We start from the raw sequence: 23,012 nt of genomic DNA on the forward strand, positions 1-23,012 counted from the left end.
TGGATGAACGCATGAAAGAGTAGCCGATCGCAGGACCGACCCCACAATCGGCTACCGTGTGTAGCGGTGACCGGACTTGAACCGGTGACACAGCGATTATGAGCCGCTTGCTCTACCGACTGAGCTACACCGCTTTGATGATCCGGATCCCGCCCGAAGGCGGGTCCCTTCTCACCAGAGCCCCAATACGGAATCGAACCGTAGACCTTCTCCTTACCATGGAGACGCTCTGCCGACTGAGCTATTGGGGCGAGCGAGGAAGACATTACACGGTCTCCCGCCCATCACCCAAATCCGTTTCCCGACCCCCACACGCACCGACTTCACGACCCCCACCAGGCCACCGCCCCGGCCGACTCCTACGCCACTCGTGCAGTCATCAGTACGACTATTGCGCTCCTCCTCGAAGGCGGCCCGGCCCGCCCCTAGGCTCGGGCCCACGTGCGTGATCTTGGTCCTGGCGAGCCGCGACCGCGCGCCGTGAGCCGCGAGCCTGGAGCCCCGAGGAGCCCGATGTCCGCCGACAGCAAGCAGCCCCAGCCGCCGCCCGACGACCGGGCCGCCGCCCCCGCCGACACCACCTCGCTGCTGCTCGCGAACGCGCGCCTCACCGACGGCCGCACCGTCGACGTACGCCTCGGCGGCGGCCGCATCGAAGCCGTCGGCACCGCCGGCAGCCTCACCGCCGTCGGCGCCCGCGTCGACCTCGCCGGCTACCTGCTGCTCCCCGCACCCGCCGAACCCCACGCCCACCTCGACACCGCCCTCACCGCCGACTCCCCCGGCCCCCTCCCGCACACCGCCGACGAAATCCAGCGCCGCGCCACCGAAGCCGCCCTCCTCCAGCTCGGACACGGCGCGACCGCGCTCCGCACCCACGTACGCATCGGCGACGTACACGGCATCGGCCCCCTCGAAGCCGTCCTCCAGGCCCGCCGCTCACTGCGCGGCCTCGCCGAACTGACCACCGTCGCGACACCCCGGCTCCTGACCGGCACGGCCGGCGCCGACGGCCTCGCGATGCTGCGCGACGCGCTCAAGATGGGCGCCGACGTGGTCGGCGGCTGCCCCGACCTCGACCCCGACCCCACCGGCTACGTGGAAGCCCTCCTCGAGGTCGCCGCCGAACACGGCTGCCCCGTGGACCTCCACACCGACGGCGACGACCCCGCGCGCCTCGCCCGCCTCGCCGCCATGGCCGGCGGACTGCGCCCCGGGGTGACGATCGGCCCCTGCGCGGGACTCGCCCGCCTCCCCGCCGACCAGGCCCACCGGGCCGCGGACCGGCTGGCGGCGGCCGGGATCACCGTCGTCTGCCTCCCGCAGGGCGGCTGCGCCGCCACCGAACTGCGCGGCACCGCACCCGTACGCCTGCTGCGCGCCGCCGGCGTACGCGTCGCCGCGGGCGGCGGTGCGCTGCGCGACCTGTCCAACCCGGTGGGCCGCGGCGACCCGCTGGAGGCCGCCTACCTCACCGCCTCGCTCGGCGGACTCCCCGCGCCCGAGGCCTACGGAACGGTGAGCACGGACGCACGGGCCGCCATGGGCCTGCCGCAGGTACGGGTGGAGGCCGGCTTCCCGGCCGAGCTGCTCGCGGTGCGGGGCGAACGGCTCACGGGCGTGCTGTCCCTCGCGTACAGCCGGATCGTGGTGCACCGCGGCCGGGTGGTGGCCCGGACCAGCGCCGTACGCGAGTACTGCGACTCGGCGGCCGCCCTCGACCTGCCCCGGCAGACCCGGCCCGAGCGGCCCGACCCGACGGGCCCCGCGGGGCCGGGAGCCGTACGGTCGTGAGTATGCGCGTAGTCATCGCCGGTGGACACGGACAGATCGCCCTGCGACTGGAACGCCTCCTCGCCGCGGCCGGACACGAACCGGTCGGCGTCATCAGACACCGCGAACAGGAACCGGACCTGCGGGCGGCCGGCGCCGAGGCGGTCGTCCTGGACCTGGAGTCGGCCTCCGTCGACGAGGTCGCCGCCGCCCTGCACGGCGCCGACGCGGCCGTCTTCGCGGCCGGCGCGGGCCCGGGCAGCGGCGCGGACCGCAAACAGACCGTGGACCACCAGGCCGCGGTCCTCTTCGCCGACGCGGCGGAACGGGCAGGCGTACGACGCTTCCTGATCGTCTCCTCGATGGGCGCCGACTCCGGCCACGAGGGCGACGCCGTCTTCGACGCCTACCTCCGCGCCAAGGGCGCCGCGGACGACGACGTCCGCGCCCGCGAGGCCCTCGACTGGACGATCCTGCGCCCCGGCATGCTCACCGACGACGCGGGCACGGGCCAGGTCCGCCTGGAAGCCTCGACGGGCCGCGGCCCGATCCCCCGCGACGACGTGGCGGCCACCCTCGCCGAACTCCTGGAAACCCCGGCGACGGCCGGCCTGACCCTGGAACTGGTCACGGGCACGACCCCGGTAGCGGTCGCGGTCCGCGCGATCGCGGGCAACTGACCTCTGTTCGCCCATCGAATGAGTGACCTTCCGCGAGCGGTGTCGTTGGTCCGATGACAACACCGGCGGTCGCGGGGGAGGCGAACGTTGAGCCGAAAGCTGCTGCTTGCCGACGGGGAGACGGCCCGGACCGGCTGCGCTCGCGGAGTCCTCTATTCCGCGACGGACACGAAGACCGGCGAACTGCTGAACTCGGCCGCCCTCGCCGAGCGAGTGGGGTGGGCGGCAGATCTGGTGTCCCGCATGACCGCCGACCTGCTGGCCGCGCACTGGAACAGCAACGACGTGGCAGCGCTGGCCTCGGGCGAGGACGCCGAGGGCCGAACGCTGCCGTCACAGGCCTGGATGGCGTTGCGGCGACTGGGCTGGGCCGCCACGCCCGGCAACGGCCTCCGGGCCAACGACCGGATCGTGCGCATGGCCCAGGAGCAGGCCGGCCGGGTGCTGCGGTCGGCGAAGTGGCGTGCCGACATGACGGCCGGGATCCTCGCCACGTGGCCGGCCGATCCGGCCAGGCGCACACCAGGGGAATGGGAAGCCGTACGCGGCTCGGTGCCGGGTGGCCGGGACCTCCCGTCCAGCACCGTCAAGTCCCGCACCCGGCAGGTGGTTTCGTTCGTCGAGAAGCACGGCCACAAGCCGGCCGATGTCTTCGAGCTGGAGACCGCGCCCCGCGCGGCGCGCCTGCTCCTGCTGTCCGCCTGCGACGGCCAGCAGGCCACCCTCGAGCGCGGCGACTCGCCAGGGCGCGCCCTTCTGCGCCTCCAGCTCCCCAACCGCCCCGACCCTCGGTCGTACGCGGATTGGACGTGGGTGGCCTGCCCGGTCTCCCTGCCTCCGACCGTTCCCCCGAGCGCCGTAGTGCACCTGCCCGCCCTTCGGAGGGACACGTTCACCCGGACCGGCCCCGACTGCCTCGCGCAGCGGACCGGCACCAGGACGTGCGGACGACCAGCACCCCCACCAAGCCGCGGCACCAACCGAGAGGGGCGGCGCTGGGCGCAGGTTTCCACCTCGGCGCCCACGCCACTCCCCCGCGGTGGGCAGGCCCGTACGGCCTCGGGAAGCTGACCAGAGACGCCAAGCCGACGGATTCCAGGCGGCAGCAGCGCCGTCGACGTCAACGCCCCGAAAACGCCGCCGAGACGACGAACACCCGGAATCTCTCCGCACCTGAAGAGGGCCGCGCCGGCACTCAGCCGAGCCGTGGTCACACCGGGGTTCGGCGGTCAGGCGGTCAGAGCGAGGCCGCTCGACCCTGTCCCAGGTGGATAACAAAACGACCCCCGCTCCGCGTTTCCGCAGATCAGGGGCCGTTCTTCCACAGTGGCGGCGCCAGGATTCGAACCTGGGTAGGCTACGCCGACGGATTTACAGTCCGCTCCCATTGGCCACTCGGGCACACCGCCATGGGATTGATGCCTCGGAGCCGCTTTCTCGGCCGCGCTCCCTGGCAACGACGTAAACAATACCCGATCCCCAGGGGTGCTCCGCCACCTGATGGATCACGGGTTGGCGGCGGTGCGGGTGGCTACGCTTTGTGCTGTACCCAACGCATCCGAGCAAGGAGCCTCACCTCATGGCCGACTCCAGTTTCGACATCGTCTCCAAGGTCGAGCGGCAGGAGGTCGACAACGCCCTCAACCAGGCCGCCAAGGAGATCACGCAGCGCTACGACTTCAAGGGCACCAACGCCTCGATCTCCTGGTCGGGCGAGAAGATCCTGATGCAGGCGAACGGCGAGGAGCGGGTCAAGGCGATCCTCGACATCTTCCAGTCCAAGCTGATCAAGCGGGGCATCTCGCTGAAGTCGCTGGACGTGGAGGGCGAGCCGCAGCTGTCCGGCAAGGAGTACAAGCTCTTCGCCTCCATCCAGGAGGGCATCTCCCAGGAGAACGCGAAGAAGGTCGCCAAGGTCATCCGCGACGAGGGCCCCAAGGGCGTCAAGGCGCAGGTCCAGGGCGACGAGCTGCGGGTCAGCTCGAAGAGCCGGGACGACCTGCAGGCGATCATCGCGCTGCTCAAGGGCAAGGACTTCGACTTCGCCCTGCAGTTCGTGAACTACCGGTAGGACCCTTCGCGGCCCTGGCTTCCAGGGTCGTGTCCGAAAACCGCCAGCCCGACTGCGGGTCGGGCTCGCACACTGGACGTATGACGACGAACAGCACTCTCTACGCCCACGTCGACGGCCCCCTCGGCGCGATGCTCCTGGTGGGGCGGGTCGCCGACGGGGGTTCCCTCGTGCTGCGGTCGCTGTCGCTGGAGGGGCAGAAGGGCGGGGTCCGCGTCCAGGACGGCTGGACGTGCGACCCTGCGGCGTTCACAGGGGTCGCGGCGCAGCTCGGCGCGTACTTCGCCGGACGGCGTGAGGGTTTCGACATCCCGTGCGAGGAGTCCGGGACCGACTTCCAGCGCGCCGTCTGGACGGCGCTGGAGGAGATCCCGTACGGGTCGACCGTCTCGTACGGGGACATCGCCCGTCGGGTCGGGGCGTCCGGGGCCGGTGTGCGGGCCGTGGGCACCGCGATCGGGCGCAATCCGCTGCTGGTGGTGCGGCCCTGCCACCGGGTGATCGGTGCCGACGGCAGCCTGCGCGGTTACGCGGCCGGGCTCGAGCGCAAGGAGCGGCTGCTCGCGCTCGAAGGGGTTGTGGCGAACGGCGGCCGACGGGCGTGACCGACGGGCTGTTCGCGCGTGAGCGGAGCGAGCCGGCGCCCGGCGTGGTGCACGTGCCCGGCTGGCTGTCGTTCGCGCGGCAGCGCGAACTGGTGGCGGCCTGCCGGGAGTTCGGGCGCGGTCCGGTGTCGTACGAGCACACGGTCCTGCCCGGTGGCGGGGTGATGTCGGTGCGCTCGCTGTGTCTCGGGCGGCGCTGGGTGCCGTACCGGTACCTCGAGCCCGAGGAGAATCTGCTCGAACTGCCGGAGTGGCTGGTCGGGTTGGGGCGGGCGGCGGTGGCGGAGGCGTACGGTGCGGACGAGACGTACGGGGCGGACGAGACGTACGGCGGCTTCGCGCCCGACACCGCGCTGGTGAACTTCTATGCCGACGGCGCGAAGATGGGCATGCACCAGGACAAGGAGGAGCGGTCGCCCGCTCCTGTCGTGTCGTTGAGCATGGGCGACACCTGTGTGTTCCGGCTCGGGAACACCGAGAGCCGTGGACGGCCCTGGACCGACGTGGAGTTGGTCTCCGGTGACCTGCTCGTCTTCGGCGGGCCGTCGCGTCTCGCGTACCACGGGGTGCCCAAGGTGTACGCGGGCAGTGCCGAGCCCGGTCTCGGGCTCGCCGGGCGGCTCAACATCACCCTGCGGGAGACCGGACTGTAGGCGGCCCTCAGCGCTCGCGCGAGTGGCCGAAGAGGATGCGGTAGCCGATCAGCAGCACCAGCGAGCCGCCGATGGCCGACAGCCAGGTCGCGCCGTCGTAGAAGTCCCGGGTGATGGGGCGGTCCAGGAAGCGGGCGGACAGCCAGCCGCCGAGGAACGCGCCGACGACGCCGATGACCGTCGTGCCGATGAGGCCGCCCGGGTCGCGGCCCGGGAGCAGGACCTTGGCGATGACTCCGGCGAGCAGGCCGAGAACTATCCAGCTGATGATGTGCATGTCCAGGAGGACGCCCGGCGGTCCCGGGCGGTTGCCGCACCCCCTAGTGTGCGGGGCATGACACAGGAACTGCGCCGCACTCTCGGAGTGTTCGACGCCGTCGTGATCGGGCTCGGCTCGATGGTCGGCGCCGGGATCTTCGCGGCGCTGGGGCCCGCGGCACGGGCGGCCGGCCCCGGGCTGCTTCCGGCGCTCGGCGTGGCCGCCGTCGTGGCCTACTGCAACGCGATGGCCTCGGCCCGGCTGGCGGCCCGCTATCCGGCTTCCGGTGGCACGTACGTGTACGGGCGGGAGCGGCTCGGCGCGTTCTGGGGGTATCTCGCGGGCTGGGCGTTCGTCGTGGGCAAGACGGCTTCGTGCGCGGCGATGGCGCTCACGGTCGGGGCGTACGTGTGGCCCGATCACGCCCACGCGGTGGCGGTCGCCGCGGTCGTGGTCCTGACGGCCGTCGACTACGCGGGCGTGCAGAAGTCCGCGCTGCTCGCCCGGGTGATCGTCGCGGTCGTGCTCGCCGTCCTCGCGGCGGTGGTGGTGGCCGCCGCCGGGGCCGGGGAGGCGGGCCGGCTCGCGCTCGGCGGGGACGTGCCGACGGGTGGTGTGCTGCAGGCCGCGGGGCTGCTGTTCTTCGCGTTCGCCGGGTACGCGCGGATCGCGACGCTCGGCGAGGAGGTCAGGGATCCGGAGCGGACGATCCCGCGGGCGGTGCCGATCGCGCTCGGTGTCGCGCTGGTCGTCTACGCGGCCGTGGCCGTGACCGTGCTCGGCGTGCTGGGTCCGGGGGGTCTGGCGGCGTCCCCCGCCCCGCTGGCGGACGCGGCGCGGGCGGCCGGTGCGGACTGGCTGGTGACGGTGGTGACGGTGGGCGCGGCGGTCGCCGCGCTGGGCTCGCTGCTCTCGCTGATCCTGGGCGTGTCGCGGACGACGCTGGCGATGGCCAGGGACGGTCATCTGCCGGCGACGCTCGCCGCCGTCCATCCGCGTTCCCGGGTGCCGCACCACGCGGAGCTCGCGGTCGGCGCGGTGGTGGCGGTGGTGGCGGCGACGGCGGACGTGCGGGGCGCGATCGGCTTCTCGTCGTTCGCGGTGCTGGTCTACTACGGGATCGCGAACGCGTCGGCGTGGACGCTGGGGCGCCGGGAGCGGCCGCTGGCCGTGCTGGGCCTGGCGGGTTGTGGGGCGCTGGCGTTCTCGTTGCCGCCGGAGGCCGTGCTCGCGGGGCTCGGTGTGCTGGCGGTGGGGGTGGTGGCCCACGCGGTCAGTCGAGGACGACCTGGACCCCCTCGTCCCTGAGGCCGTCGACGATCTGCCGGAAGGTCTCGGGAAGGCGTCGCCCGGCGAACGGCAGGACGCCGAGGCAGGCCCGGGCGACGTCGGAGTGGTGCCAGACCAGGGTGATGCCGCCCAGGTCCTCCTCCATGAGGCGGTGGCCGGGGCCGAGGACCGCCTCGCCCAGTGCGCAGGAGAAGGTGTCCTCGTCGATGACGTCACGGCCGTCGAGGTGGTACGTGGCTCCGGGGGTGACCTCGGGGGCCCGATGGCGTCGCCGGAGGGCGAGGTCCATCCAGGCGACGCGGTCGGCGCCGGTGAAGCGGCGCCAGGTGCCGGGCTCGGCGGGGCCCTCGTAGCCGTGGAAGAGGTCCCAGACCTCCCGTCTCCCGGGCGGTATCAGGCCCGCGCGGGGGAAGCTGACCGTCAGGTCGAGCAGCCCGTGGTGGGTGGCCGAGGTGTCCCAGGCGACGACGGGGCCGGCCGTGTCCTCGTGCTGTCCGTTCCCGACGCTGTCGAGGACCTGGTAGCGGACCGTCTCGAACTCGGGTGCGCCGGCGGCGATCGCGTCGCGGAGTGCGCCGCGCGGGGAGCATCCGAGGAAGGTGACGTCCGCATGGGTGCGCTCCGGGGGCTCGGGCGGCGAGATCCGGACCAGGTCCGCGCAGTGGACGGAGGGCCAGGCGTACGAGCGGCGCGGGCCGCCGTTCGATTCGACGGTGACGGTGTCGCCGTGCGCGCCGAGGACCCGTACGCCGTCGAGGAAGGACGCCCGGCCGTCGCGCGTGCGGAGGTGCAGGGTGCCGAAGGGCGCGGTGCCTTCGGCGGTGGCCTGGGCGACGGCGCGGGCCAGGTCGCCGTCCGGTCGGCAGTCGCGTAGTTCGTGAACGGCGCGGGCGGGGTGCGCGGGCTCGCCGTAGAGGCCTCGGACGTCCTTGCACAGGGCGACGGCGTCCGGGCCGGACATGAGGGCGTATCGGGGGTGCTGCACGGGCGGATCCTAGACGGGCCGCCGGGGTTCCGTCCGGTTCGTTTTTCCCGGCCGGGCGCGCCCTTCTTCGCCCGCCGGGTCGGGCACGCCCGCGTCCCGTCGGGGCGGGCACGCCCGCGTCCCGTCGGGGCGGGCACGCCCGCGTCCCGTCGGGGCGGGCACGCCCGCGTCCCGTCGGGGCGGGGGTTCAGCGGACGTTGTAGCCGTACGCGGCGTAGGCCTGGTCCGTGGGGACGATTTCCTTGCCCAGGGGGAGGAGGGAGACGGGGATCAGCTTGAAGTTGGCGATGCCCAGGGGGATGCCGATGATCGTGAGGCAGAGGGCGATGCCGGTGGTGATGTGGCCGAGGGCCAGCCACCAGCCGGCGAGGATCAGCCACAGCACGTTGCCGACGCAGGACGGGGCGCCGGCGTCGCGTCGGTCGACGACGGTGTGGCCGAAGGGCCACAGGGCGTAGAGGCCGATGCGGAACGCGGCGAGTCCGAAGGGGATGCCGATGATCGTGATGCAGAGCAGGACGCCGGCCAGCAGGTAGCCGAGGAACATCCAGAATCCGCACAGGATCAGCCATATGACGTTCAGGATCGTCTTCACGGGCGGTGACCTGCCATCTGTTCGAGCCGGGCGATGCGCTCCGCCATCGGCGGGTGGGTGGAGAACATCCTGGACAGTCCCTGTCCCGGACGGAAGGGGTTGGCGATCATCATGTGGCTCGCGGTCTCGATCCGGGGCTCGGGCGGCAGCGGGAGCTGCTTGGTGCCCGCCTCCAGCTTGCGCAGGGCGCTCGCGAGGGCGAGCGGGTCGCCGGTGAGCTGGGCGCCGGAGGCGTCGGCCTCGTACTCGCGGGAGCGGGAGATGGCCAGCTGGATGACGGAGGCGGCGATGGGGCCCAGGATCATGATGAGCAGCATGCCGAGCAGGCCGGGGCCGTCGTCGTCGTCGGAGCGGCCCAGGGGGATCAGCCAGGCGAAGTTGACCAGGAAGAGGATCACGGAGGCGAGGGCTCCGGCGACCGACGAGATCAGGATGTCCCGGTTGTAGACGTGGCTCAGCTCGTGGCCGATGACGCCGCGCAGCTCGCGCTCGTCGAGGATCGCGAGGATGCCCTCGGTGCAGCACACGGCCGCGTTGCGCGGGTTGCGGCCGGTCGCGAAGGCGTTGGGCGCCTGGGTGGGTGAGATGTACAGCCTGGGCATGGGCTGGCGGGCCTGTGTGGAGAGCTCGCGGACCATCCGGTAGAGGGCGGGGGCCTCGAACTCGCTCACCGGCCGGGCCCGCATGGCGCGCAGGGCGAGCTTGTCGCTGTTCCAGTAGGCGTACGCGTTGGTGCCGAGCGCCACGACGAGCGCGACGATCAGGCCGGTGCGCCCGAAGAAGCTGCCGATGACGATGATGAGGGCGGAGAGCCCTCCGAGGAGTACGGCGGTCCTCAGCCCGTTGTGCCGGCGGTGCACGGTACGCCCTCCATGTGGTGCGGCAGGGGAACCCTTCTGTCCAGTGGACCCTCCCTTTCTGGTCAACGCCATGCGGGAGGTACGGGTTCCCCGGCCGCGCCGGGGCGACGCTGTGCGCCGTTCGGGTGAGTGGGCCCGGGGGGCCTGGGGGCCTGGGGGCCTGGGGCCGGACGGACGCCCTAGCGGGCGACCGGGATGGTGACCTTGTCCAGGCCGGCCTTCAGGAGGGCGTCGGCGACGGGCTCGACCTCGCTGGTGCAGTGGCCGCAGCGGGAGGCGATGGCCGGGATCTCGGTGAAGCAGCGGGGGCAGTCGCGCTTCTCCGACTTCGGGTCCAGTGCCTCTTCCCTGGCGAACCGCTCCTGGATCTTCCCCATGGGGACGACGATCAGGAAGTAGAGGACGGCGGCGGTGATCACGAACGCTATGGCGGCGGCGATCGCCAGGCCGTACGGGAAGACGGTCTTGCCGACGGTGAACTTCGCCTCGCTGAAGTCGCCGACCGAGCCGGTGGCCAGACCGATGAGCGGGGTGATGAACGCCTTGCTGAAGCCGGTCACGACGGCGGTGAACGCGGAGCCGACGGCCAGGCCGATGGCCATGGAGACGACGTTGCCGCGAAGTATGAAGTCCTTGAAACCGTTCAGCACGGGTCCTGCTCCTTGGAGGGTTCTGCTTGTGGGGGGGGTAAGCGTAGTGGGGTCGTGGGGTCGGAAAGAGGGGGCGGTCTCAGAAGAGGGTGTTCGACGCGAAGCGGAGGGCGAGCTGCGGGTAGCCCGACAGCACGACGCCCGCGACGGCGGTGAGCGCGACGGCCACGGTGACCGGGGCGGGGGCCCGGTGCCGTACGGTCTCGCCTTCCGGCCCGCGGAACAGCAGCGCCGTCCACCGCAGGTAGTAGAAGAGACCGATCACGACGTTGACGCCCATGATCACGGCGAGCCAGCCGAGGCCCGCGTCGACGGCCGCCGAGAAGACGGTCACCTTCGTGAAGAGGCCGATGATACCCGGGGGCAGTCCGGCCAGGTTCAGGAGGAAGAAGCCGAGCGCGAGGGCGGCGGCGGGATGCGCCGCGTACAGGCCCCGGTGGTCGGCGATGCGGTTCTCCGGGTGGGTACGGGCGACGACGGCGACGACCGCGAAGGCACCGAGGTTCACGACGGCGTACATGAGGGCGTACGCGACGGTCGCGCCGATCTGGTCGTCGCCGGAGTACGCGGCGGCGGCGATCGGCACCAGGAGGTAGCCGGCCTGGGCGACGGACGACCAGGCGAGCAGCCGTACCGCGCTCCACGCGCGCGTGGAGGCCTGGCGCAGGGCGCCGACGTTGCCGACGGTCATGGTGAGCGCGGCGAGCACGGCGAGCGCGGGGCCCCACACGTCGGCGTACGACGGGAAGGCGACGACGGTGACGAGGATGAGGCCGGTGAAGCCGACGGCCTTGCCGACCACGGAGAGGTAGGCGGCGACGGGCAGCGGCGCGCCGACGTAGGTGTCGGGCACCCAGAAGTGGAAGGGCACGACGGCCGTCTTGAAGACGAAGCCGACGAGGGTGAGGACGACGCCGGTCTGGGCGAGGGTCTGGAGCTGTCCGGGCACGTCGCCGAGGCGCTGGGCGACCTCGGTGAGGTGGAGGGTGCCGGTCGCCGCGTAGACGAAGCTGACGCCGAGCAGGGTGACGGCGGTGGCGGTGACGGAGGACAGGAAGAACTTGAGGGCGGACTCGCTGGACATCCGGTCGCCGCGGCGCAGGCCGACGAGCGCGAACGCGGGCAGCGAGGCGACTTCGAGGGCGACGACGAGGGTGGCGAGGTCGCGGGAGGCGGGCAGCAGGGCGGCGCCGGCCGCGGAGGACAGCAGCAGGAACCAGTACTCGCCGGCGGGGAGCCGGTCGCGGGTGTCGGCGATCGAGAGCAGCGCGGTGACGAGCGCGCCGCCGAGCACCAGGAACTGGATGACCAGGGTGAAGTGGTCGGCGGTGTAGCTGCAGGCGCGCAGCTGGGTGTCGGCGGTGAGGCAGAAGGTGGAGCGGTCGCCTTCGCGCAGGGGTACGAGCAGGGCGACGGCGGCGACGAGTCCGGCGACGGAGGTCCAGCCGAGGAGCTGTTTGCGGGCCGCCGGGACGAACAGGTCGGCGACGAGGACGACGAGCGCGACCAGGGCGGTGAGGGTGGGCGGGGCGATGGCCAGCCAGTCGACGGACTGGACGAGGCTGGGTGCCGCGGCCGTGGCGGTCTCTGGGCTCACTTGGTGCCTCCCGCGAGGAGCTGCTGGACGGCCGGGTCGGTGAGGCCGAGGAGGACCGCGGGCCACAGTCCGGCGAGGACGGTGAGGGCGACGAGCGGGGTCCAGGCGGCGAGCTCGTAGCCCTGGACGTCGGCGAGGGCGGTCTCGCCGGCCGGGCGGGGGCCGCCCATGCAGACGCGTCGGACGACGACGAGGAGGTAGGCGGCGGTGAGGAGGGTGCCGAACGCGCCGATCGCCATGAAGGTGAGGAACGCGGGCCTGCTGAGGCCGGCGGCCGGTTCGAAGGCGCCGAACAGGGCGAGCATCTCGCCCCAGAAGCCGGCGAGGCCGGGCAGGCCGAGCGAGGCGACGGCGGCGAAGGCGAGGAGGGCGCCGAGGCGGGGGGCGCGGCCGTAGAGGGCGGCGCCGGTGGCGCCGGCGAGGGTGTCGAGGTCGGCGGTGCCGTAGCGGTCCTTGAGGGCGCCGACGAGGAAGAAGAGGAGGCCGGTGATGAGGCCGTGGGCGATGTTGGCGAACAGGGCGCCGTTGACGCCGGTGGGCGTCATGGTGGCGATGCCGAGCAGGACGAAGCCCATGTGGCCGACGGAGGAGTAGGCGATGAGCCGCTTGAGGTCGCCCTTGTTGCCGGGCCTGGCCAGGGCGAGGCAGGCGAGGGACCCGTAGATGATGCCGGCGACGGCGAAGGCGGCGAGGTAGGGGGCGAACGTCCGCATGCCGTCGGGGGTGATCGGCAGCGCGATGCGGACGAACCCGTAGGTGCCCATCTTCAGGAGCACGCCGGCGAGGAGCACGGAGCCGACCGTCGGGGCGGCGGTGTGGGCGTCGGGCAGCCAGCTGTGCAGCGGCCACATCGGGGTCTTCACGGCGAGCCCGATCCCGATCGCCAGAACGGCGATGACCTGGACGGACGTGGTCAGCCCGCGGCCGTTGTCAGTGGCGAGTGCCACCATGTCGAACGTGCCCGCCTTCACGCCGATGAGGAGCAGGCCGAGCAGCATGACGACGGAGCCGAGCAGCGTGTAGAGGATGAATTTCCAGGCGGCGGCCTGCCTGCCCTCGCCGCCCCAGCGGGCGATGAGGAAGTACATCGGGACGAGGACGGTCTCGAAGGCCAGGAAGAAGAGGACGAGGTCGAGGACGGCGAAGGTCGCGAGGGTGCCGGACTCGAGGACGAGGAGCAGGGCGACGAAGGCCCGGGGGGACGGGCCCTGCGGTTGCTTGAAGTACGAGTACAGCGCGCAGAGGAAGGCCAGCAGCGCGGTCAGGAGCAGGAGGGGGAGCGAGATGCCGTCGACACCGAGGTGGATCCGCACGTCGAGTGCCTTGATCCACGTGATGTCCGTGGTGGCCTGCATCGTCGACGGGTGGTCGTGGTCGAAGCCGAGGGTGAGGACGATCGCGGCGAGCAGGATGACGCCGGTGACGGTCACGCCGTGGCGGAGGACGGCCTGCTCCGGTGACTTCCCCTTCAGTCCGGGCGGGGCGGGCAGGAGGGCGGCCGCGGCGCCGAGGAGCGGGCCGGCGACGATCGATGCGAGAAGGAACTGCATCACGGATTCGCTGATATCGATCACGGCTCACGCTCCGGCGGCGGCGTTGGCGAGGACGACGGCGACGACCGCCAGGACGACGGAGCCGGCGAGCAGCGCGCTGAGGTAGGTCTGCACGTTGCCGGTCTGGGCGCGGCGGACGAGCCATCCGAGGCCCTTGGCGCTGTCGCCCGCGCCGCGTACGTAGGTGTCGACGACCTCGCGGTCCAGGAAGCGGACCAGGGAGGCGGCGGCGAGCACGGGGCGGACGAAGGCGGCGCGGTAGACGGCGTCGAGGTGGAAGCCGTCGGCTGCGGGCCGGTGCAGCGGGCCGAGCAGGGCGCGGCCGGGGTCGGCCGGGTCGGCCGCCGGGTGCGGCAGGTCCAGGGCCTCGGCCTCGACCTGGCCGGCCTCGGCGTCGGGGTGGGCGACCGTGGGCGCCGCGGCGGGGCCCGCGGCGGGTACGGGCGTGGCGCCGGCGGGGGCGGCCGGGGGCGGTGCGGTGCGCGCGAGGAGCGTGCTGCGTACGGCGTAGGTGACGGCGGCGCCGACGACGGCGAGGCCGGTGCCGAGGACGGCGGTGGTGAGGGTCGGGGTCAGTGCGTTTCCGTCGAACCAGTCGTCGAGGTAGGCGGCGGTGAGGCCGAAGCCGAGGGAGGGGACGGCGAGCACCCACAGGACGGTGGTCATCTGGATCGGCTGGCGCCCGTGGTCGGGGGCTTCGGCGCCGCGGCCGCGGAAGGCGAGCAGCCACAGCCGCATCGCGTACGCGGCGGTGAGCAGCGCGGTCAGGAGTCCGGCGACGAGGACGATCCAGCCGGCGCCGGCCGGGGCTGCGGTGTGGTCGCCGGTGGCGGTGTGCTCGGCGGCGACGAGGACGGCTTCCTTGGAGAAGAAGCCGGCGAAGGGCGGGATCGCGGCGAGCGCGAGCAGGCCGACGGTCATCGTCCAGTAGGCGTCCGGGATGCGCTGGGTGAGTCCGCTCATGCGGGACATCGCCGTGAGCGAGTTGGTGCCGGCGGCGTGGATGACCGCGCCGGCGGCGAGGAAGAGCAGCGCCTTGAAGGCGCCGTGCGACAGGAGGTGGAAGACGGCGGCGCCGCGGTCGGCGACGGCGAGGGCGCCGGCCATGTAGCCGAGCTGGCCGATCGTCGAGTAGGCGAGGACGCGCTTGATGTCGTCCTGGGCGAGTGCGGCGAGCGCCGAGCCGACCATGGTGACGGCGGCCATGACGGCGAGCACGGTCAGCGCGGCGGCGGAGGCGGCGAAGACGGGCAGGAGCCGGGCGACGAAGTAGATGCCGGCGGCGACCATGGTGGCCGCGTGGATGAGGGCGGACACCGGGGTGGGGCCGGCCATGGCGTCGGGGAGCCAGGTGTGCAGCGGGAACTGCGCGGACTTGCCGGCCACGCCCGCGAGGAGCAGCAGCGCCACGAGGGTGGGGTGGTCGAGCGCGCCGCTCGTGACGGCGCCGAGCACGCCGGTGATCCGGAAGGTGCCCGCGTCGGCGGCCAGCGCGAACAGGCCGATGAGGAAGGGCACGTCGCCGAGCTTGGTGACGAGGAAGGCCTTGAGGGAGGCCGAGCGGGCCTCCGGCGTCTCCCAGTAGTGCCCGACGAGGAAGTACGAGCAGATGCCCATGACCTCCCAGCCGACCAGGAGGACCATCAGGTCGCCGGAGTAGACGACGAGCAGCATCGCGGCGGTGAAGAGGGAGACCAGCGCGGCGTACGAGGGGTAGCGCGGGTCGTGGCGGAGGTAGCCGGTCGAGTAGATCTGCACGCAGGTGGCGACGACGCCGACGAGGACGGCGACGACGGCGGCGAAGCCGTCGATGTGCAGGGCGAGGTCGATCGGGACCGAGCCGGTGGGGGTGAGCTGGGTGGCGGCGTCGACGGCCTTGCCGCCGCCCTGGCGGGCGGCGACGAGCACGGCGAGCACGGCGGCGGCGAGGGTCGGCAGCACGGCGAGCGGGCGGACGAAGCCGGGCGCGGTGCGGCCGAGGAGCAGGCCGGCGGCGGAGCCGAGGAAGGGAAGGAGGGGGACGAGAACGGCGAGGGTCGTGGTGGTCACGCGGTGGCCTCGGCCTTCTCGTCGGCGGACGGCGTGCCGTCGGCGGTGGGCGTCTCGTCGTCCGTTTCGCTGGTGTCGCGGAGGCGGTCGACGTCGGAGGTGCCGCGGTTGCGGTACACCATGAGGACGATCGCGAGACCGATGCCGATCTCCGCGGCGGCGATGGCGATGGTGAAGAGGGTGAGTGCCTGGCCCGCGTGCAGGGTGTCGCGGAGCCAGACGTCGAAGGCGACCAGGTTGAGGTTGACGGCGTTGAGCATGAGCTCGACGGACATCAGGACCAGGATCGCGTTGCGGCGGGCGAGGACTCCGTACAGGCCGACGGAGAAGAGCAGCGCGGCGAGGACGGCCGGGTAGGCGAGGTGCATCAGCCTTCCTCCCCGTTCTTCTTCCGGGACAGGACGATGGCGCCGACGAGGGCGGCGAGCAGCAGCACCGACAGCGCCTCGAAGGGCAGCACCCAGTGCCGGAAGAGGATCTCGCCGGACACCCGGGTGGAGCCCTGCGCGGGCCCGTCGAGGTCGATCCAAGTGGTGCGGAACGCGTCCACGACCACCCAGACGAGGGCCGCGGCGGCGGCGAGCGCCACGGCGAGGGCGACGGGCCGGTTGCCGGAGTCGGCGTCCGGGGAGCGGCCGATGGGGGCCTTGGTGAGCATGAGTCCGAAGAGGAGGAGGACGACGACGGAGCCGACGTAGATCAGCACCTGCACCCAGGCGATGAACTCGGCGGTCAGCAGCAGGTACTCGACGGCGAGCCCGCCGAGCGCCACGACCAGCCACAGGGCGGCGTGGACGAGCTGCCGGGTGGTGACGGTGACGAGGGCGGCGCCGAGGGTGACGAGGCCGACGAGGAGGAAGGCGATCTCGACGCCGGTCGGCGAGAGGAAGCCGTGCCCGGCGGCCTGTGCGGCGAGGCTCACTGCGGTCCCTCCTGCTGCTCGGGCCGCTGCGGGGCCTGGGGCTCCGCCTGGGTGTGGGGCTCCGCCTGGGTGTGGGCCTCTGACTGGGTCTGGGCCTCTGCCTGGGTCTGGGTCTCCGCCTGGGTCTGGGCAGCGGCCTCGGAAGCCTCCGCCTGGGCGGAGGCCTCGGCGGCGGCCCGGGCTTCGGCTTCCGCCGCGGCTGCGGCTTCGGCGGCGGCCTGGGCCTTCTCCGCCGCCTTGCGCGCGGCGGCGATCTCCTTCGGCTCCTCCGCGCGCGGGTCGAGCGCCGGCGGCTCCGGCACCGTCCACATCCACTCGCGGAGCTTGTCGCGCTCGTGCGTCAGCTCGTGGATTTCGGTCTCCGCGTACTCGAACTCCGGCGACCAGAACAGCGCGTCGAACGGGCACACCTCGATGCAGATCCCGCAGTACATGCAGAGCGAGAAGTCGATGGCGAACCGGTCGAGGACGTTGCGGCTGCGCTCGCGCCCGCCGGGCACGGCGGCCGGGACCGTCTCCTTGTGGGAGTCGATGTAGATGCACCAGTCGGGGCACTCACGGGCGCACAGCATGCACACCGTGCAGTTCTCCTCGAACAGCCCGATGACGCCCCGGGTGCGGGGCGGCAGCTCGGGCTGGACGTCCGGGTACTGCGCGGTGACGGACTTGCGCGTCATCGTGCGCAGGGTGACGGCGAGCCCCTTGGCGAGGCCGGAACCGGGGATGGGCATTACTGGATCGCCACCTTCACGATGCCGGTGAGCGCGATCTGCGCGAGGGCGAGCGGGACGAGCGTCGTCCAGGCCAGCTTCTGCAGCTGGTCCTCGCGCAGGCGCGGGTAGGTCACCCGGAGCCAGATCACGACGAAGGCCAGGACGGCGGTCTTGAGCAGGGTCCAGACCCAGCCGAGGCCGTCGGCGCCGCCGGGGCCGTGCCAGCCGCCGAGGAACAGGACGGTGGTGAGGCCGCAGAGGACGACGATGCCGGCGTACTCGGCGAGCAGGAACAGCGCGAAGCGGAGGCCGGTGTACTCGGTGTACGCGCCGAAGATGATCTCCGAGTCGGCGACGGGCATGTCGAACGGCGGCCGCTGGAGCTCGGCGAGACCGGCCGTGAAGAACACCAGGGCGCCGACGATCTGCCAGGGCACCCACCACCACGCGAACGCGTCGAGGATGCCGGGCAGGGACACGGTGCCGGCCGCCATCGCGACGGACGCGGCGGCGAGCAGCATCGGCAGCTCGTACGCGAGGAGCTGGGCGACGGTGCGGAGCGCGCCGAGGAGGCTGAACTTGTTGGCGGACGCCCAGCCGGCCATGAGGCTGCCGAGCACGCCGATGCCCATCACGGCGAGCACGAAGAAGATGCCCGCGTCGACGACCCGGCCGACGGCGCCCTCGCCGGGGCCGATGGGGATGGCGACGAGGACGAGGAGGTACGGGAGGAGGGCGACGGCCGGCGCGAGCTGGAACACCCGCCGGTCGGCGTCCTTCGGGACGACGTCCTCCTTCTGCGCGAACTTCACCCCGTCCGCGACGAGCTGTGCCCACCCGTGGAACCCGCCGGCGTACATGGGCCCGAGGCGGCCCTGCATATGGGCCATGACCTTGTGTTCGGTCTGCCCGACGACGAGCGGCAGCACGAGGAACACGGCGAAGACGACGAGCAGCCGGAGGGCGACGTCGAGTACGTCGTTCACGCGGAATCGCCTCCGTCGGGGTCCGGGGTGGGCTTGGCGCCGGGGGTGCGGTCGGGAGTGGGGTCGGGGTCCCCGGTGGACTTGGCACCGGGGGTGGGCTCGGCGGCGTCGCCCTCGGCCTCGGGGGCCGGGACCTTCGCCGGGGCTTCGCCCTCGGCGGGCGGGGGCGGGGTCTCGGGCTTGGCCGGCTGCTCCTCGTCGAAGGCCGGGCGGGCGTGGTGCCACGGGGCGTCGGAGCTGCGGGTGCGCGGCGGCGCGGAGCGCTCGGTCGGCGCGCCTCCCTCCGGGGCGGCCTCCGTGCGCTGGCTCGCCGAGCCCGCGCTCGCCGACCGGGTGCGGCGCGGGCCCGCCGGGGCCACCGGGGACTCCGGCGCGCCTCCCTCGGGGGCGGCCTCCGCGCGCTGGCTCGCCGAGCCCGCGCTCGCCGAACGGTTACGGCGCGGGCCCGCCGGGGCCGGCGCGGGGGCGGTACCCGTGGCGGGGGCCGTGGCCTCGGGCGAGGCTGCCTCGGGCGACGCGGTGGAGGTTTCCGGAGCGGCGGGCGTCGGTGCCGTGGGCGACGGGGCGGCGGCCGCCTCGGGCCGCCGGCTCGCCAAGCCCTCGCCTGCCGTGCGGGTGCGGCGCGGAGTGGTGGCCTCCGCCGCCGTGCGGGTGCGGCGGGCCGGGCGGTCGCCGGCCGCTGCCGCGCCGCGGGCGGGGCGGGACGGGGCCGGCGGGAGCTGGCCCTTGAGGGGGCCCCAGTCGTTGGGGTCCGGGACGCCCGGCGGCAGCATCTGGCGGCGCTTCGGGGCGTTCGGGTCGTGCGACTCGCCCGGTTCCTTGGCGCCGGGCCACGCCTTCGCGACGCGCGCGGCGAGCACGAAGTCCTTGCGCAGCGGGTGGCCCTCGAAGTTCTCCGGGAGGAGGAGGTGCACCAGGTGCGGGTGGTCCGTGAACGTCACGCCGAACATCTCGTACGTCTCGCGCTCGTGCCACGCGGCCCCCGCGTACACCTCCACCGCCGACGGCAGGGACGGCGCGGAGTGCGGGACGGTCGTGCGGACGAGGAGGCGGCGGACGTTGCCCCGGTCCACGGACGCGACGTGTGCGGACACGCGGAAGCCGGTGCCCGGCTCGTCGACCGCGCTCAGCCAGTCGAAGTAGGTCAGCCCCAGCTTGTCCCGTGCGATCTCCAGCGCCGCGATCCACGACGCCGTCGGGACGTCGACCGTCAGCAGGTCGTACGCCCGCTCCGCCGTCGCCTCCTCGCCGAAGATCTCGGTGACGGAGTCGGGCAGGGCGTCGTACGCGTGGGTGTCGTAGGCGTGCGGGTCGTACGCGTTCACCGGTCCTCGCCTCCCGCCGGTCCGGCCGGCTTCGGGGGCTGCACCAGGCCGCTGGTGAGCTGCGCGACCGACGGCGCGCCCGCGCCGTACCGCTCGCCCAGGCTCTCCTGCGCGATCTTCTCCTGGAGCTTGAGGATGCCCTGGAGCAGCGCTTCCGGCCGCGGCGGGCAGCCCGGCACGTAGACGTCGACCGGGATGATCTGGTCCACGCCCTTGGTGACGGAGTACGAGTCCCAGTACGGGCCGCCGCAGTTCGAGCAGGCGCCGAAGGAGATGACGTACTTCGGCTCCGGCATCTGCTCGTACAGCCGCTTGACCGCCGGCGCCATCTTGTCGGTGACCGTGCCCGAGACGATCATGAGGTCGGCCTGGCGCGGACCCGGCGCGAAGGGGATCACGCCGAGCCGGATGAAGTCGTGCCGGGCCATCGACGCGGCGATGAACTCGATCGCACAGCAGGCGAGGCCGAAGTTGAAGACCCACAGGCTGTAGCGGCGGCCCCAGTTCAGGACCACCTTCATCGGCTCGGGCGCCAGCCGGGCCAACGGGCCGAGGGTGGGGGCGGGCAGGGGTGTCACATCCATGCCAGGACGCCCTTCTTGTACGCGTAGAGCAGTCCCACGGCCAGGAAGCCGAGGAAGACGAACATCTCGACCAGGGTCGTCGCCCCGTAGCCGGGCGCGGCGAAGACCGTGGCCCAGGGGAAGAGGAAGATCGAGTCGACGGCGAAGATCACGTAGAGGAAGGCGTAGACGTAGTAGCGGACCTGGGTGTGGGCCCAGCCCTCGCCCACCGGGTCGACGCCGCACTCGTAGGTGAGGAGCTTCTCGGGGGTCGGCACGACGGGGCGCAGCAGGCGCCCGGCGCCGAAGGCGACGGCGACGAAGAGCACGCCGAGGACGGCGAGCAGGCCGACGACGGAATAGGTCGCGTAGTAGTCCGCGGCGTGCGTCATGTGCGTCGCGGACGTCGTGACGGGGCCCGCTGCGGGTGCCGCGGGCACCGCGAGACTGTCCGCGGCGTACGTCGCAGGCGCCGCGGGCGTCGCATGCGTCGCGAAGTGGTTCGCCGCGACAACGGTCGGTTCGCGCACGTCCGCCCCTCGGTCTCGGTGTCTCATTCCTCTGTACGGACGCGAGTCTAGGCCCTGCTAAAGGCGGCGTAAGCAGTCGCGGGTGGGGTTATCCCCCCTGCGCTCCGGCCACCTCCCCCATGGCGTGTCACGGTCCGCGACCGGCAGCCTTGGTCCCATGAGCAGCAACCCCGACACCCCGCCGCCGCCCGCCCGCCTCGCCTACGGGCGGCACACCTGGAAGGAGGTCGCGCACCTCCTCGCCGATCTGCCGTGCGCGCTCGCCGGCTTCGTGTACGCGGTGGTGACGATCGCCCTGGGCGTGGGACTGGCGGTGACCGTCGTCGGTCTGCCGCTGCTCGCGCTGGGGCTCGCCGGGGCGCGCGGGATGGGCCGCTCGGAGCGGGCCCGGGCGCGGGCGCTGCTCGGGGTGCGGGTGGACTCCCCGAGCCGGCTGCCGCACCGGGACGGCTTCCTGCCGTGGCTGTGGGCGCAGTTGAAGGACCCGGTGGCGTGGCGCAGCCAGCTGTACGGCTTCATCCGGCTGCCGTGGGGTGTGCTGACCTTCACGGTGACGCTGGTGTCGCTGGTGGTGCTGTGGCCGGTGCTGCCGTTCGTGGCGCGTGGTCTCGCCAACGCCGACCGGGCGATGGTGCGCGGGCTGCTGTCGCCGTCGGACGAGCTGGAGCGGCGGATCGCCGAGCTGGAGTCGGACCGGGGCGTGGTCGTGGACACGGCCGCCGCCGACCTGCGCCGCATCGAGCGCGACCTGCACGACGGCGCGCAGGCCCGGCTGGTGGCCCTGGCGATGGACCTGGGCCTGGCGAAGGAGAAGCTGGCGCGGGATCCGCGGGCGGCGGCGGTGATGGTCGACGAGGCGCACGGCGAGGTGAAGCTGGCCCTGCAGGAGCTGCGGGACCTGGCGCGCGGCATCCACCCGGCGGTCCTGACCGACCGCGGCCTCGACGCCGCGCTCTCGTCGGTCGCCGCGCGCTGCACCGTGCCGGTGAAGGTCTCGGTCGACCTGGCGGAGCGTCCGGCGGAGGCGATCGAGGGCATCGCGTACTTCACGGTGTCGGAGCTGCTGCAGAACGTCTCCAAGCACTCCCGGGGGCGGTCGGCCTCGGTGGAGGTGTGGCGGACGGAGGAGCGGCTGATGCTCCAGGTGCGCGACGACGGCCTGGGCGGCGCCGACCCGGCCGCCGGCAGCGGTCTCGCCGGCCTGGCCGAACGCCTCGGCGCCGTCGACGGCGTCCTCGCCGTCGACTCCCCCGCCGGCGGCCCGACCACCGTCACGGCGGAACTGCCCTGGCGGAACCGCGACGGCCAGGACCGGAGCGGCGCGGGCCGTAACGGCGCACGGTAGGGAAAACCCCCCGCCGCAGACGCCGACCCGCCTCATGGTGCCGCCCCTTCCTTCCCGGAAGGCTGGAGGACACGGGGCTTCCCGCTCGCCTCGCGTGAGAAGAGCCCCGCAGAGCCTCACAAAGCCCCGCAGAGCCCCGCAGAGCCCATAGGCCCACAGAGCCCATCCAGCCCACCCAGCCCACAGGGCCCATCCAGCCCACCGAGCCCCACCGAGCCCCCGCGCAGAAACGGATCTCCGATGGCTTCCCCTTCCCTGCCCGCCGGCCTCCGCGCGCCCTTCGAGGGCCGCACCTGGCGCGAGCTGGGCTACGTCCTGACCGGCTTCCCGCTGAGCGTCGCCTCCTTCTGCCTCGCCGTCACCCTGATCTCGGCCGGTGCCGGGCTGCTCGTCACGTTCCTCGGCATCCCGGTGCTCGCCGGGGCGCTCACCGTCTCCCGGGGCTTCGGCGCCGTGGAGCGGGCACGGGCGCGCGGGATGCTGGGCCTGGAGGTACGGGCGCCGGAGCCGGCCCGGGGCCGTACGGGCGGGGCGCTGTCGTGGATGGGCGCGACGCTGAAGAGCGGGGCGTCCTGGCGGCACCTGCTCTACTCGCTGCTGCACTTCCCGTGGGCGGTGTTCTCCTTCACCCTCGTGGTGGCGCTGTGGGCCTGGGGCTGGAGCCTGTTCACGTACCCGCTGTGGCAGTGGGTGTTCCCCCTGTACGCGGGCCAGGACGGCCTCCAGATCTACGGGGACGAGACGCGCAGCGTCTATCTGGACTCGCCGTTCGAGATCGGGGTGACCTGCGGGGTGGGTCTGCTCTTCGTGCTGGTCGGGCCGTGGGTGCTGCGCGGTCTGGTGGCGGTCGACCGGCTGATGGTGTCGGGGCTGCTCGGCCCGTCGCGGCTGGCGAGCCGGGTGACGGAGCTGGAGTCGGACCGCGGCGTGGTCGTGGACACGGCCGCCGCCGACCTGCGCCGCATCGAGCGCGACCTGCACGACGGCGCGCAGGCCCGGCTGGTGGCC

Annotated in this window: 24 protein-coding genes and 3 tRNA genes; 9 read left to right on the forward strand and 18 right to left on the reverse strand. The window is 73.0% G+C overall.

What is annotated here, in order from left to right:
- Window positions 1-61: 61 nt before the first annotated feature.
- Both ESG85_RS19100 and ESG85_RS19105 read right to left on the reverse strand, forming a co-directional pair.
- A tRNA-Met gene (locus tag ESG85_RS19100) sits at window positions 62-134 on the reverse strand.
- Window positions 135-178: 44 nt separating this feature from the next.
- Window positions 179-251: transfer RNA gene (locus tag ESG85_RS19105), tRNA-Thr, on the reverse strand.
- A 262-nt stretch (window positions 252-513) separates the two neighbouring features.
- On the opposite strand from ESG85_RS19105, the gene ESG85_RS19110 reads away from it, so the two are divergent.
- The 3 genes from ESG85_RS19110 to ESG85_RS36005 all read left to right on the forward strand — a co-directional run bounded on the left by ESG85_RS19110 (window position 514) and on the right by ESG85_RS36005 (window position 3,524).
- On the forward strand, window positions 514-1,794 hold the full coding sequence (locus tag ESG85_RS19110; protein WP_128980842.1) for an amidohydrolase family protein: 1,281 nt from the start codon (window positions 514-516) through the stop codon (window positions 1,792-1,794).
- Between the two features lie 2 nt (window positions 1,795-1,796).
- Window positions 1,797-2,453 (forward strand): SDR family oxidoreductase, encoded by a 657-nt coding sequence (locus ESG85_RS19115; RefSeq protein ID WP_128980844.1) that lies wholly within the window; start codon window positions 1,797-1,799, stop codon window positions 2,451-2,453.
- A gap of 87 nt (window positions 2,454-2,540) precedes the next feature.
- Window positions 2,541-3,524, forward strand: a complete 984-nt coding sequence (locus ESG85_RS36005) for a hypothetical protein (RefSeq protein ID WP_246095157.1) — start codon at window positions 2,541-2,543, stop codon at window positions 3,522-3,524.
- A gap of 256 nt (window positions 3,525-3,780) precedes the next feature.
- Here ESG85_RS36005 and ESG85_RS19125 read toward each other — a convergent pair.
- A tRNA-Tyr gene (locus tag ESG85_RS19125) sits at window positions 3,781-3,862 on the reverse strand.
- A 170-nt stretch (window positions 3,863-4,032) separates the two neighbouring features.
- Here ESG85_RS19125 and ESG85_RS19130 point away from each other — a divergent pair.
- From ESG85_RS19130 to ESG85_RS19140, 3 genes are all read left to right on the forward strand, one after another.
- A complete protein-coding gene (locus ESG85_RS19130) occupies window positions 4,033-4,524 on the forward strand; it encodes a YajQ family cyclic di-GMP-binding protein (RefSeq protein WP_128980846.1) in 492 nt (163 codons plus the stop codon).
- 80 nt (window positions 4,525-4,604) lie between these two features.
- Window positions 4,605-5,129, forward strand: a complete 525-nt coding sequence (locus ESG85_RS19135) for a methylated-DNA--[protein]-cysteine S-methyltransferase (RefSeq protein ID WP_128980848.1) — start codon at window positions 4,605-4,607, stop codon at window positions 5,127-5,129.
- Entirely contained in the window at window positions 5,126-5,782 is a 657-nt protein-coding gene (locus ESG85_RS19140; RefSeq protein ID WP_128980850.1) for an alpha-ketoglutarate-dependent dioxygenase AlkB family protein, read from the forward strand. Before ESG85_RS19135 ends, ESG85_RS19140 begins: the two co-directional genes overlap by 4 nt.
- Window positions 5,783-5,789: 7 nt before the next feature.
- Here ESG85_RS19140 and ESG85_RS19145 read toward each other — a convergent pair whose 3' ends face one another.
- Window positions 5,790-6,059 carry a GlsB/YeaQ/YmgE family stress response membrane protein gene (locus ESG85_RS19145; protein ID WP_128980852.1) on the reverse strand — a complete coding sequence of 90 codons (270 nt, stop codon included), beginning with the start codon at window positions 6,057-6,059 and terminating at the stop codon, window positions 5,790-5,792.
- Between the two features lie 57 nt (window positions 6,060-6,116).
- On the opposite strand from ESG85_RS19145, the gene ESG85_RS19150 reads away from it, so the two are divergent.
- Window positions 6,117-7,349 (forward strand): APC family permease, encoded by a 1,233-nt coding sequence (locus ESG85_RS19150; RefSeq protein WP_128980854.1) that lies wholly within the window; start codon window positions 6,117-6,119, stop codon window positions 7,347-7,349.
- On the opposite strand, the gene ESG85_RS19155 is transcribed toward ESG85_RS19150, so the two are convergent.
- The 14 genes from ESG85_RS19155 to ESG85_RS19225 form a co-directional block, all read right to left on the reverse strand.
- Window positions 7,315-8,316 (reverse strand): barstar family protein, encoded by a 1,002-nt coding sequence (locus tag ESG85_RS19155; protein WP_128980856.1) that lies wholly within the window; start codon window positions 8,314-8,316, stop codon window positions 7,315-7,317. The two genes, ESG85_RS19150 and ESG85_RS19155, sit on opposite strands and share 35 nt — an antisense overlap.
- A 187-nt stretch (window positions 8,317-8,503) precedes the next feature.
- The gene (locus ESG85_RS19160) at window positions 8,504-8,911 is read right to left on the reverse strand and encodes a YccF domain-containing protein (protein ID WP_128980858.1); all 408 of its coding nucleotides are present in this window, start codon (window positions 8,909-8,911) and stop codon (window positions 8,504-8,506) included.
- A complete protein-coding gene (htpX, locus tag ESG85_RS19165; protein WP_128980860.1) occupies window positions 8,908-9,771 on the reverse strand; it encodes a zinc metalloprotease HtpX in 864 nt (287 codons plus the stop codon). The genes ESG85_RS19160 and htpX overlap by 4 nt, the downstream gene beginning before the upstream one ends.
- 179 nt (window positions 9,772-9,950) lie before the next feature.
- On the reverse strand, window positions 9,951-10,421 hold the full coding sequence (gene mscL, locus ESG85_RS19170) for a large conductance mechanosensitive channel protein MscL (RefSeq protein WP_128980862.1): 471 nt from the start codon (window positions 10,419-10,421) through the stop codon (window positions 9,951-9,953).
- A 79-nt stretch (window positions 10,422-10,500) separates the two neighbouring features.
- Window positions 10,501-12,018: an NADH-quinone oxidoreductase subunit N gene (locus ESG85_RS19175; protein ID WP_128980864.1), complete on the reverse strand. Its 1,518-nt coding sequence runs from the start codon at window positions 12,016-12,018 to the stop codon at window positions 10,501-10,503.
- Window positions 12,015-13,568, reverse strand: a complete 1,554-nt coding sequence (locus ESG85_RS19180; protein ID WP_181019068.1) for a complex I subunit 4 family protein — start codon at window positions 13,566-13,568, stop codon at window positions 12,015-12,017. The genes ESG85_RS19175 and ESG85_RS19180 overlap by 4 nt, the downstream gene beginning before the upstream one ends.
- 27 nt (window positions 13,569-13,595) lie before the next feature.
- Window positions 13,596-15,620 carry an NADH-quinone oxidoreductase subunit 5 family protein gene (locus ESG85_RS19185; protein ID WP_128980868.1) on the reverse strand — a complete coding sequence of 675 codons (2,025 nt, stop codon included), beginning with the start codon at window positions 15,618-15,620 and terminating at the stop codon, window positions 13,596-13,598.
- Complete coding sequence (nuoK, locus tag ESG85_RS19190) at window positions 15,617-15,988, reverse strand: NADH-quinone oxidoreductase subunit NuoK (RefSeq protein WP_128980870.1); 372 nt, start codon at window positions 15,986-15,988, stop codon at window positions 15,617-15,619. The genes ESG85_RS19185 and nuoK overlap by 4 nt, the downstream gene beginning before the upstream one ends.
- Window positions 15,988-16,542 (reverse strand): NADH-quinone oxidoreductase subunit J family protein, encoded by a 555-nt coding sequence (locus tag ESG85_RS19195; RefSeq protein WP_128980872.1) that lies wholly within the window; start codon window positions 16,540-16,542, stop codon window positions 15,988-15,990. Before ESG85_RS19195 ends, nuoK begins: the two co-directional genes overlap by 1 nt.
- Window positions 16,539-17,273 carry a NuoI/complex I 23 kDa subunit family protein gene (locus tag ESG85_RS19205; RefSeq protein WP_246095158.1) on the reverse strand — a complete coding sequence of 245 codons (735 nt, stop codon included), beginning with the start codon at window positions 17,271-17,273 and terminating at the stop codon, window positions 16,539-16,541. The genes ESG85_RS19195 and ESG85_RS19205 overlap by 4 nt, the downstream gene beginning before the upstream one ends.
- Entirely contained in the window at window positions 17,273-18,241 is a 969-nt protein-coding gene (locus ESG85_RS19210; protein WP_128980874.1) for a complex I subunit 1/NuoH family protein, read from the reverse strand. Before ESG85_RS19210 ends, ESG85_RS19205 begins: the two co-directional genes overlap by 1 nt.
- A complete protein-coding gene (locus ESG85_RS19215; RefSeq protein ID WP_164986272.1) occupies window positions 18,238-19,566 on the reverse strand; it encodes an NADH-quinone oxidoreductase subunit C in 1,329 nt (442 codons plus the stop codon). Before ESG85_RS19215 ends, ESG85_RS19210 begins: the two co-directional genes overlap by 4 nt.
- Window positions 19,563-20,150, reverse strand: coding sequence for an NADH-quinone oxidoreductase subunit B (locus tag ESG85_RS19220; protein ID WP_128980876.1), 588 nt, complete (start codon window positions 20,148-20,150; stop codon window positions 19,563-19,565). Before ESG85_RS19220 ends, ESG85_RS19215 begins: the two co-directional genes overlap by 4 nt.
- Complete coding sequence (locus tag ESG85_RS19225) at window positions 20,141-20,521, reverse strand: NADH-quinone oxidoreductase subunit A (protein ID WP_128980884.1); 381 nt, start codon at window positions 20,519-20,521, stop codon at window positions 20,141-20,143. The genes ESG85_RS19220 and ESG85_RS19225 overlap by 10 nt, the downstream gene beginning before the upstream one ends.
- 295 nt (window positions 20,522-20,816) lie before the next feature.
- Here ESG85_RS19225 and ESG85_RS19235 point away from each other — a divergent pair, with 295 nt between their 5' ends.
- Both ESG85_RS19235 and ESG85_RS19240 read left to right on the forward strand, forming a co-directional pair.
- Window positions 20,817-22,004: a sensor histidine kinase gene (locus tag ESG85_RS19235; RefSeq protein WP_128980878.1), complete on the forward strand. Its 1,188-nt coding sequence runs from the start codon at window positions 20,817-20,819 to the stop codon at window positions 22,002-22,004.
- A 240-nt stretch (window positions 22,005-22,244) separates the two neighbouring features.
- A partial coding sequence (locus ESG85_RS19240; protein ID WP_181019067.1) for a sensor histidine kinase occupies window positions 22,245-23,012 on the forward strand: 768 nt, incomplete at its 3' end.

The sequence above is a fragment of the Streptomyces roseicoloratus genome, assembly GCF_004117935.1.
Taxonomy (GTDB): domain Bacteria; phylum Actinomycetota; class Actinomycetes; order Streptomycetales; family Streptomycetaceae; genus Streptomyces; species Streptomyces roseicoloratus.

What these genes read in the sequence shown, in the direction of transcription:
- ESG85_RS19110 (WP_128980842.1), top strand. Translation starts at nt 514, where the DNA reads ATGTCCGCCGACAGCAAGCAGCCCCAGCCGCCGCCCGACGACCGGGCC.
- ESG85_RS19115 (WP_128980844.1), top strand. Translation starts at nt 1,797, where the DNA reads ATGCGCGTAGTCATCGCCGGTGGACACGGACAGATCGCCCTGCGACTG.
- ESG85_RS19130 (WP_128980846.1), top strand. Translation starts at nt 4,033, where the DNA reads ATGGCCGACTCCAGTTTCGACATCGTCTCCAAGGTCGAGCGGCAGGAG.
- ESG85_RS19135 (WP_128980848.1), top strand. Translation starts at nt 4,605, where the DNA reads ATGACGACGAACAGCACTCTCTACGCCCACGTCGACGGCCCCCTCGGC.
- ESG85_RS19145 (WP_128980852.1), bottom strand. Translation starts at nt 6,059, where the DNA reads ATGCACATCATCAGCTGGATAGTTCTCGGCCTGCTCGCCGGAGTCATC.
- ESG85_RS19150 (WP_128980854.1), top strand. Translation starts at nt 6,117, where the DNA reads ATGACACAGGAACTGCGCCGCACTCTCGGAGTGTTCGACGCCGTCGTG.
- ESG85_RS19180 (WP_181019068.1), bottom strand. Translation starts at nt 13,568, where the DNA reads ATGCAGTTCCTTCTCGCATCGATCGTCGCCGGCCCGCTCCTCGGCGCC.
- nuoK (WP_128980870.1), bottom strand. Translation starts at nt 15,988, where the DNA reads ATGCACCTCGCCTACCCGGCCGTCCTCGCCGCGCTGCTCTTCTCCGTC.
- ESG85_RS19205 (WP_246095158.1), bottom strand. Translation starts at nt 17,273, where the DNA reads ATGCCCATCCCCGGTTCCGGCCTCGCCAAGGGGCTCGCCGTCACCCTG.
- ESG85_RS19220 (WP_128980876.1), bottom strand. Translation starts at nt 20,150, where the DNA reads ATGGATGTGACACCCCTGCCCGCCCCCACCCTCGGCCCGTTGGCCCGG.
- ESG85_RS19225 (WP_128980884.1), bottom strand. Translation starts at nt 20,521, where the DNA reads ATGACGCACGCCGCGGACTACTACGCGACCTATTCCGTCGTCGGCCTG.
- ESG85_RS19235 (WP_128980878.1), top strand. Translation starts at nt 20,817, where the DNA reads ATGAGCAGCAACCCCGACACCCCGCCGCCGCCCGCCCGCCTCGCCTAC.